Annotated in this window: 10 protein-coding genes; all 10 read left to right on the forward strand. The window is 34.1% G+C overall.

The genetic code is table 11. From position 1 onward, the window contains the following. Positions 1–1310: hypothetical protein (locus CLAVI_RS05340; RefSeq protein WP_194844565.1), on the forward strand; the 1310-nt coding region annotated here is incomplete at its 5' end. Between the two features lie 103 nt (positions 1311–1413). Next, the gene (locus tag CLAVI_RS05345; RefSeq protein WP_194844566.1) at positions 1414–3357 is read left to right on the forward strand and encodes a hypothetical protein; all 1944 of its coding nucleotides are present in this window, start codon (positions 1414–1416) and stop codon (positions 3355–3357) included. A gap of 402 nt (positions 3358–3759) precedes the next feature. Further along, positions 3760–3930 carry a hypothetical protein gene (locus CLAVI_RS05350; protein ID WP_194844567.1) on the forward strand — a complete coding sequence of 57 codons (171 nt, stop codon included), beginning with the start codon at positions 3760–3762 and terminating at the stop codon, positions 3928–3930. 143 nt (positions 3931–4073) lie between these two features. After that, complete coding sequence (locus tag CLAVI_RS05355) at positions 4074–5417, forward strand: hypothetical protein (RefSeq protein ID WP_194844568.1); 1344 nt, start codon at positions 4074–4076, stop codon at positions 5415–5417. Positions 5418–5685: 268 nt separating this feature from the next. Then, complete coding sequence (locus CLAVI_RS05360) at positions 5686–5895, forward strand: hypothetical protein (RefSeq protein ID WP_194844569.1); 210 nt, start codon at positions 5686–5688, stop codon at positions 5893–5895. 87 nt (positions 5896–5982) lie between these two features. Next, positions 5983–6207: a hypothetical protein gene (locus CLAVI_RS05365; protein WP_194844570.1), complete on the forward strand. Its 225-nt coding sequence runs from the start codon at positions 5983–5985 to the stop codon at positions 6205–6207. Between the two features lie 241 nt (positions 6208–6448). Then, positions 6449–6652, forward strand: a complete 204-nt coding sequence (locus tag CLAVI_RS05370) for a hypothetical protein (RefSeq protein WP_194844571.1) — start codon at positions 6449–6451, stop codon at positions 6650–6652. 363 nt (positions 6653–7015) lie between these two features. Then, entirely contained in the window at positions 7016–8209 is a 1194-nt protein-coding gene (locus CLAVI_RS05375; RefSeq protein ID WP_194844572.1) for a hypothetical protein, read from the forward strand. A gap of 18 nt (positions 8210–8227) precedes the next feature. Beyond that, entirely contained in the window at positions 8228–8437 is a 210-nt protein-coding gene (locus CLAVI_RS05380) for a hypothetical protein (protein WP_194844573.1), read from the forward strand. Between the two features lie 638 nt (positions 8438–9075). Further along, on the forward strand, positions 9076–10406 hold a 1331-nt coding region (locus CLAVI_RS05385), incomplete at its 3' end, for a hypothetical protein (protein ID WP_194844574.1).

The raw sequence follows: 10406 nt of genomic DNA on the forward strand, positions 1-10406 counted from the left end.
TTAGTCTAGGCGTTGAGTATGTTAATAGTAATTTTTTAAGTTACACAGGAAGGCGCTGTCCGTCTAGTTTTAGTGAGCTTAGGACTAATATATCTAAAAATATTAGAACATGTGCAAAGGCCTGCTCAGTCTTTTTGGACTCTTCATTTGGCTTAGCTTGTGCTATGGGAGTGGTTGGTCTAACAACAAGCTCTCTTTGTGCAGGGGAGGATGTTCTAGCTCTTATGACTACTACTATCCTGCCAAGTACTGCGGCTCCAACAACTTTTCCTGTTAATATTTCTGTAGTTAATGACCCAGATCCTCATACAAAAATGGTAATTTTATGCTTTCATAAAACTGTGGATTATTTAGGAAGCAATGTGTCTCTTAATGCATGGGCCTCAAATTTCTCTCAGATGTGTCATACCCCGCCTGTTGAGATAGATTGTTCATCAATATTAAATGATAGTTTTGTCAATGATTCTTTATCTAGCATACAGTGTGGTAATTTAGGTTTATTTGGATCTACACAACACGTTAGTCATGATGTTTCCTCTTTTGGTGTGCTTAGGGGAGATGGTTCAGGGCTAATTAATGCATTAGAATGTGTAAAAACAGGCGTGTTTTATGTTGCTAATCATACTGTGCATAAGGCGTTAGATGTATTAAATTTGAAGCAAGCGACTTGCAAAATTAGCAATGGAAGTGATTCTTTTTATCCAAGAAGTAATGTTGATCCCTTTTGTTTTGATAATAGTAACAATTATAGCTATTCAGTGATAGATTTAGCAGATATTCAAAGGAGATGTCTTGTTCCATTTGATTCTGCTTCTTCCCCTTCAACTGTTGCTAGTTTTGTTGAAGCAACAATGGTTGATTCATGTAATGCATGTAGTACAGCAACAGTAGTATTTGGCGTAGGTAGCGCATCTGTTTTAGTTTTAACTACTATAAAAGCGTTATATCAACAGCACAAAGTAAGAAAACTTCATCATTCAAGGGGCTCTTATGTAGGATTAAGACAAGCAACAGCTATTATGTTAGATGAGGGATTGTTATTAGCTGCTTCTGGGTTAGGTTCTAGTGTGCTTATGACATCATTGTTACATCCTTGTAATCCAGTAGATGCATCAGTTAAAAATACAGTTTTAGCTTCAACTATTCTTTATGGAGTGAGCGCAGCATCTAAGATGTTTGGGGCTTTAGCATGTGGGGCACAAGATTCAGAAAAATCATTAGATGAAGTAGTAATTATAGAGATGCAAGATGTTGAGGAAGAAGTAGAGGAATTAGAAATTAATAATATGATGATGACTTCTTATGCCTAATTGTTTAAAAAATATTTTTAATGTGTTGAAAATAAGATATTTAATAGAGCTACTAGTTTTTATATAATCATTATGCGTTATTAAACATAGGTAAAGAAATAAGGTGGGAGCAGTAGGTAATGGATTTGCTTCAGGAATCGAGTATTTAAATAAAAATTTTTTTAGTTGTGCAGGAAGAAGATGTCCTTCTAGTTTAAGAGAATTTAGGGCTAATGTGTCTCAAAATGTTAAGACATGTGCAAAGATCTGTACAGTTTTTATGGACTCTTCGTTTGGCTTATCTTGTGCTATAGGCGTGGTTGGAATAACAACAGCATCTCTTTGTGCAGGTGAGGATGTAGTGGATCTTATTACTACTACGATCCTTCCTGCTACTACAGCACTAAGGACTACTGCAGATGCAGTTCTTGCTGCTAATGCCTCTTTAGTTAATGCTACTCCTGTAGCAGAACAGGTATATTTGTGCTTTAAACAAGCTCCAACACTCACGATAAGCGATTTTCCTCTTAGAGACTGGAAGCCAAAAGCAACTGATATTTGTCCAGATCGTCATATAGAGGTAGATTGTGGAGCGCTACTTAATAACGTTAGTAGCAAGAGTTCAATATTTCTTCCTGAGCTCATGGATTTAGGGCCACCATTTCTATTAAGTTATGAAGAGATTGACAGTGCTTCATACGATCTAACAAAGCATTATTTAGCTAGAATGTTATATCGAATGGCTTATTCAAATATGACAGGATTAGTTAAAACAGTAGATTGTCTACGAGAGGACATATTTTATGTTGCTAACCATACTTTTGGTAAGATATTAAAATTTTCAGATTTACATCGAGGGGTTTGTCAGTCTGATAATGGAGGAAATTTTTCTCATAAGGCTATTGACCATCTTTGCTTAAGTGCGATTGGCTCCATAGATTATTATTTTTTAAGACCTCATAATGTGATGGATCATCATCTTTTCCCTTTACCTCCTGAGCTATCTACTGATCCTGCTCCTAAAACTATATCTAATGTTGTTCAATCTGCTCTTACTGATTCTTGTGGTATGTGTCATGTAGCAACATTAGTATTTGGAGTGGGGAGTGCAGTTGTTTTTGTTTTAACTTCTATAAAAGCTTTATATCAACAACATAAAGCGAGAAGATGTGGTTACGTTAAAGTGGTTGATTCAAGGTTAAGGAAAGCCACAGCTTTTATGTTCAATGATGGATTATTATGGGTTGCTTCTGGTCTAGGGTCTACCATACTTATGACATTATTCTTACATCCATGTAGCCCTGTAGAAGAAGGTGCTCAAAAGGCAGTTGTTGTATCAACTGTGCTACATGGAGTGCATGCATTTTCTAAGTTAGCAGCTGCTTTAATATGTAAGTCAGAAGATCTACAAGTAAACCCTGAAGAAGCAGTAATGCTAGAGATGGGGATTTTAAAAAAGAGCAAGAATATGGTAGAGCTGCAAGAATTGGCGTTTCTTCGCTTTAGTAAAATACTGCAAAAAATGGAAGCATTGGAAGAGAGTGTAGACTTTGCAGAGGTTGAAGAATGGACATCTTTTCGTTTTGATAAAATAATGAAAAGGATGGAAATATTAGAAGAAAGTGTGAATGCGGCAAAGAGGCAAGAGTGGTTATTTGTTCTTTTCAATGAAGTTATGCAAAATTTGGAAGCATTAGAAGAGAGCGTGAATGCTGCAGAGCTTCAAGAATGGGCATCTCTTCGTTTTGATAAAATAATGCAAAAGATGGATGTATTAGAAGAAAGTGTAGATGGAGCAAAGTGGGAAAGCATACGTTTTAAGAAAATAATGATGAAGATGAAAATGTTGGAAAAGAGTGTAGATGAGGCAGAGATACAGGGATGGGATTGTATGCGTTTTAATGAAGTCATGCAGAAGATGAAAGTATTAGAAGAAAGTATAGAGTCAGTAGAGAAGCAAGCGAGGGATTGTATGTGTTTTGATGAAGTAGAGAAGCTAGATCCAGATCTTCTAGCAATGGATTCGATGTTTAATAATTACTATGCAAATGTTTTAAAAACAGCATAGTTGTCTCTTTAACTATATTATATGGCCTGAGTGTATTGTAGGAGTAAGATGTTCTGGTATATGAAAAGAGTTAATATATCTAATAACTTCATGATATATCTCAATATTTATTCGTTTTTTTAGACTCTTCATACTGATTCTTGTAATACATGTAATACAGCAACATTAGTATTTGGAGTAGGGAGAGCGGTTACTTTAATTGCAACTACTATGAAATCGCTATATCAACAGCATAAAGAGCGAAGGATCAATCGTTTTAGTGTTATTTGTTTAGGTTTAAGATAAGCCACTGCTATTGTGTTAAATGATGGATTATTAATAGCTGCATCAGGATTAGGTTCTAGTGTGCTTATGAATTCATTATTACATCTTTGAGTTCCAGTTGATGAAGCTACAAATAAGATGGTTGTAGCTTCATCTGTTCTATATGGAGCTAGTGTAGCATTTAAGATATTAGGAGCTTTAGTTTGTGCATCAGAAAAAGCATTAGATGAAGAAGCTATTATAGAGCTTCAAGAGTTTAATGAAGATGAGACACATATAGGAATGGATAATATGGCAATGAATTTTTAAGTCAGTTAAGTATTGCAGCATTCATATGATTTTTTAATAAATTTAATTTTATATTTTTTTAATTTATTATTAACCAGTGATTTAATAAATTGTATGGTTTTTATATAAAAATTTACAATTTTAAACATAGAGTAAAAAATAAAATGGGTGCAATAGGAAGTGGCTTTAGCGTAGGTGTCAAGTATTTTAATGAGAAAGTTTTAAGTTATACAGGAAGACGCTGTCCATCTAGTATAAGCGAGCTTAGGGTTAATGTGTCTAAAAATATCAAAACATGTACCAAGCTCTGTACAGCCTTTTTAGATTCTTCATTTGGTTTAGCTTGTGCTATGGGGGTAGTTGGTCTCACAGCATCCTCTCTTTGCGCAGGAGAGGATGTAGTCAATATTATTACTACAACAATGTTGCCTGTTACTACATTAGCTACTACTAATGCCTCTGTAGTTAAGGATAATTCTACAACAGAAATGGTGTTTTTATGCTTTAAAGATACTGGCTCATTAATTCTAAAAGATTCTCAAATTTATGACTGGACGAACCCTTTAACGAACCCTTTAGAGAATATTTGCGCAGATCCTCATATTGAGGTAGATTGTGGATCAATACTTAATAATACTGAGTTAAATTCTACAGTACTTAAACATGAATTGATGGATCTAGAGGAGACGCAAGCCAGCTATGAACATTACTTTGGTCATGTTCATGATCTGACTAAGAGTTATCCTGCTGAAGAATTGTACCGATTATGTGATTCGAATGTAACAATGTTAGTAAAATCCATAGAATGTCTACAAGAGAGTATATTTTATGTCGCTAACCAGACTATAGGAAAGCTGTTAAAACTGTCAAATTTAAGGCAAGGAGTTTGTAAGACTAATAATTTTGGAGATCTTGTAATTAAAGAAAATCTTGATATATTTTGCTTTAATTCTAGTTTAGATCTAATTTACCGGTCTGTGCATGCAAACAATGTATCTGATGAATATCTCTGGCCATTACCTTCAGTGCTACCTACTACAGCGGCTAATTTGCTGACATCTAGTTCTACTGATTCTTGTAATACATGTAATACAGCAACATTAGTATTTGGAGTAGGGAGTGCAGCTACTTTACTTGCAACCACAATGAAAACGCTATATCAACAGCATAAAGAGCGAAGGATTAATCGTTCTAATATTTCTTGTTTAGGTTTAAGAAAAGCCACTGCTGTTTTAGTAAATGATGGATTATTAATAGCTGCATCAGGATTAGGTTCTAGTGTGCTTATGAATTCATTATTACATCCTTGTGTTCCAGTTGATGAAGTTACAAATAAGATGGTAGTAGCTTCAACTGTTCTATATGGAGCTAGTGCAGCATCTAAGATGTTAGGAGCTTTAGTTTGTGCATCAGAAAAAGCATTAGATGAAGAAGCTATTATAGAGCTTCAAGAGCTTAATGAATATGAAACACATATAGGAATGGATAATATGGCAATGGATTTTTAATTTATTAGTAACCCGTGATTTAATAAGTTGTATGGTTTTTATATAAAAATTTACAATTTTAAATATAGAGTAAAAAATAAGATAGGTGCAATAGGAAGTGGCTTTAGCAAAGGCATCAATTGTTTTAATAACAATGTTTTAAGTTATACAGGAAGACGCTGTCCTTATAGTATGAGCGAACTTAGGGCTAATGTGTCTAAAAATATCAAAACATGTGCCAAGTTCTGTACAGTTTTTCTGGATTCTTCATTTGGCCTAGCCATGATCTATGGGGATAGTTGGTCTCACTACATCCTCTCTTTGCGCAGGAGAGGATGTAGTGAATATTATTACTACAACAAGGTTGCCTGTTACTACATTAGCTACTACTAATGCCTTTGTTGTTAAAGATAATTCTACAACAGAAATGGTGTTTTTATGCTTTAAAGATACTGTTCAACTTGATGAAAAAGACGTAACATCAACAGCTTTTTATTGAGGGAGTATTTTTTTTAGGCTATTCAATAATTATATTACTAGTCCAATCAAAAAAGAATCAACTCCTGAAGAAGAAGTTAGTGTAAAAATGCATGGGGGTTCTGAAAGTAGTTCAGTAAAAATAGAAGAGGAAGATTGGTTGCCAATATTTGAAGGATTAAATGAACAAGAAGAACTTTCTATGCATCAAGAATGTCTAGAAGCATTGAAAGATCAGCGAAATAACTATGATGGTTTTTACAGAAGGCAGCTTCAAATAGTTTCCACTGAGATTAAAGAGCCTTCTAAAAAGAAGGATTACTATTTCGTGTAATCTTTCTTATTATTCATTGCATGTTTATCTTTTTTGATAAAATTTCATCTTGTTAACAAAAATCTATCTCTAGTAATTGTCTCAGTGCCTATTTGCCTAGTTTTGAATTTTGAAGTATAGGTTTTTAAAAAACTTTAATTTCATAAAAGAGGTAATATGACAGAAATAGGTAATGGATTTTCTTTTGATATAACTAATTGTAGTATGTCTACTGTGTCTACACCAGCGCCATACTACTTTCATGCCAGTAACAACAGAAATGCCTGTTATTGAGGCTCCTTGTAGTGCTATAACTCTTGTTTTGGGAAGAGCTGCTCTATTAATGACAACGCTTGGCAAAATAATCTATAAGCAATGTGACTCTAAAGCTCATAAGAAGCCTAAAGGTGGTTCTAAAAAGTGCAGAAGGTTAGCAGATTTAATTCTGGAAGAAGGTCTTCTTTAGGTGCTTATGGTCTTGGAACAGGTCCTTATTAGATTAGTATTGCTTCTAGATTACTAAGTAATTGTATTAGTTCGGTAAGGGAACGATCTACTTTTAGTAAAGATATAACAGGAGAATTACTTATGCTCACAGCTTTAGAAATAGAATGGAAGGCCATTGTTGCAGTAGTTGTGGTTATGGATAATCCATAAGAACCATTTACAAGGAAGTCTTGTTGTTAACATTCATTAATGCAATTCTTATTTTTTATGTTCTCATACTACCTTTAGATAAATTATTATATTTTTTAAATTAATTTTTAATTTGGGAATAAAAAAATCATCAAATAATATTTCTTTTTTATCTAAAAAAAAAGGAAATAATATGTCAGGAATTGGTGATGGATTTTCTTCTGGTATCCAATCTTTAAATAATAATATTCTGGTATATGCAGGAAGAAGGTGTCCTTCTAGTTGGAGAGAGTTGAAGGATAATGTAACCAACAATGTTAGGACATGTGCTAAACTATGTTCAGCATTTCTTGATTCTTCATTAGGTTTAGCGGTTTCTATGGGAGTATTAGGTTTTACTACAGCATCTGTGTGCATGCAAGAGGATCTTCTTGAAGTAGTTGCTACTACGTTGCTTCCACTCACTACCTCCTCCACATACACAACCCTTTATAAAGTAGTAACTACAGCTCCAGTAGATGAGGATAAAGTAGGCTTATGCTTTCACCCTAAAGATTATTTTACTGCCTATAATATAACAACAACGCCTTCATGGAAATTTGGAAAAGTTGGTAAGGGGAAGAATGCAACAGATCTATCTAGAGATGCATTAGGTGAGCCATATCAAATATTTTGTGTGCAAGTGGAAGAGTATCAATCTCATCAGCCTTCTTTAGAAATTCCTCGTTGTTCAGGTCTTAAGGGTCAAGGAACAGGATTATTAGGTTATGTTTTTATGTTTTGGTTAGAAGGAATATGGCAGCTTTCTCTTTCTACAGAATGTGTAACAGAAAAAGTATTTAAAAAAATGATTCCAACAAGTCAGCAATCTTCCATAAAGGCGCAAGCAGAAGTTACAACATCTATTGTCAAGCAAAAGGATGCAAGTGGAAATAATCTAGAGATTCATCCATATTGTTTTAGTAAAAAATATAATATGAGTATGACTTATCCTGATTATTTTATTAATACTACTAATTGCATAGTGCCTCATCATCTAGAAAAGGTGTTTTCATCAACATCATTTATTTTAGAATCAGCAGGAAAAAATGATAATTGTTCACCATGTAATATGATGCTATTAGCTTTTGGTGTTGGAAGTGTTATTACATTAATGGCAACGCTTGGCAAAATAATCTATAAACAATGTACATTTCAAGGTCTTAAGAAGCCTAAAGGTGGTTCTAGAAAGTGCAGAAGGTTAGCAGATTTAATTCTAGAAGAAGGGCTTCTTCTAGGTGCTTCTGGTCTAGGAACAGGTGTTTTAGTAACTTCTTTGCTACCTCCCTGTGGTCCTGTAGATGAAAGTGCTAAGAAGATAGTCATGGCCTCCACAGCTATTTATTAGACTAGTGCTGCTTCTAGATTGTTAAGTAATTGTATTACTAGTCCATTAGGGGAAGAGCGTACTGCTGCTCAAGATAAAGTAGTAGAATTACCTATGCTTACAGATGCAGAAGTAGCATTAAAGGCTTCTGGAGCTTCTGATGATGAGAACGGGGATGAAACAATGATTCCAGTAGTTGTGGTCCTTGATAGTCCTGGAGATGCTTCTACCAGCAAGTCTTGTTGTTAACATTTTTTAATCTTATAAGACAGGAAGGATTACTATTTCATGTAATCCTTCTTGTCATTAAGTAAATACTTACCTTTTCTATACTCTCATATTATCTTTAGATAGATTACTGTCTTTTTTTTAATCTAAAGAAAGGAAATATTATGCAAGGCGTCCCTACAGTTGTAGAGAGCTGAAGAATAAATATAACAAACAATATACAACTATTAGCAGCTATTAGGTGTTGCTAGTCTAGGAACAGGTTTTTTACTAATTTCTTTAATACCACCTTGTGGTTCTGTAAATGATAGAATTAAGCAGGTAGCTATGGAGTCAATAGCTCTTTATTGGACTAGTTTAGTAGGGAAGCTTCTGTTTCTAAAGAAGGAGTAGAATTACTGTGGATGAAGGCAAAGAGGAAGCTTTCTCAGTAGTTATGGGTCTAAGTAGTCCAAAAAAACCTTCTATAAGTAAGTCTTGTTGTTCATTGCATATTTAGCTTTTTTGATAAAATCTCTCTGTAGTAGTTCTTTTGGGGCTATATGCTCAATTCTGAATTATCAATCTCTTAATTAAAAAAATATATTTATAATTAAAAATTTTACTTTGTTTTAAAAAAAATATATCTATAAAGTACTTTTTTTTAAAAGGAGATAATTATGTCAGGAATAGAATTTTTGAATAAAAATTTTTTTGTATATACAGGGAGGCAGTGTCCTTCTACTTTGTCAGGATTAAAAGATAATGTATTAAAAAATATGAAAACATGCACAAAAGCATGCACAGCATTTCTTAATTCTTCATTAGGCGTTGCATTTGCGATGGGAGTTGTTGGTGTAGTTACAGCATCTCTTTGTTCAGGTAAAGTTATGGACTCTCTTCCTATAGATTATGAAAAAGTTTTATTATGTTTTACGAAACAAGATCATTTACTTTCACAAAATGAAACAAACTTTACCCCATGGGAGACACAAAATTTTTTAACATGTAATACATATGATACAGGTCCCAATAAGGAAGTAAATTGTTTAAAAACAAGTGATTATCAAAAGTTTTTTCCTAAAACAGAAGTACCTATTTGTTCACATGTTAAGAGTGTTGATGAAGACAATGACGAAGATAGTATATTTATGTTTTGGGACCAAGGGATGTGGATATGGAATCAAGCTATAAATTGTATAGATAAGTCAAATTTTCGCTTAGAAGCTACAGCTACTGGAATGCCTACTGCTGCTGTGCATCAGGCAAGAATCTGCGCGAGTAATAATGAGCAGGAAATCGATAGTAAGGACCTTCAATTAGGAGAAGAAAAGTTAAAACAATTGGATATAGTCTGTTGGGAGGATCAGCGTCAGATTCGGGATAAATTTACACAATACTTCAGCAAGAATAGGACATGTATAAATCCAAAAGGTCCTAGCGATGATCCTCTAAAATTTAATGATTGTAGTCCATGTAATGGAATGATGATAATCTTTGCGCTTGGAAGTATGGCAGTACTATTCACAATACTTAGGAAAATAATCTATAAGCAATATAGAACCAAGGGCCCAGAAAATTCTAAAAAAGGGGCAAGGTTAGCAGCTTTAACTTTACAAGAAGGATTATTAATAAGTGCTTCTGGATTAGGTTCTAGTGTGTTTGTGATTGCTTTAGCGGATCCTTGTAGTTCAGTTGCTAAAGAGGTAACAGCAACATCAACAGCTCTTTATTGGACTAGTGCTGCTTGTAGATTGTTAAGTAATTGTATTACTAGTCCATTAGGGGAAGAGCGTACTGCTGCTGAAGAAGTTGTAGAGGTAGAATTACCTATGCTCACAGATTCAGAAGTAGCATTAAAGGTTTCTGGAACTTCTGATGATGAGAACGGGGATGAAACAATGATTCCAGTAGGGGAAGAGCGTGCTGCTGCTGAAGAAGTTGTAGAGGTAGAATTACCTATGCTCACAGATTCAGAAGTAGCATTAAAGGTTTCTGGAACTTCTGATGA

The organism is Candidatus Clavichlamydia salmonicola, from assembly GCF_015356765.1.
GTDB lineage: Bacteria > Chlamydiota > Chlamydiia > Chlamydiales > Chlamydiaceae > Clavichlamydia > Clavichlamydia salmonicola.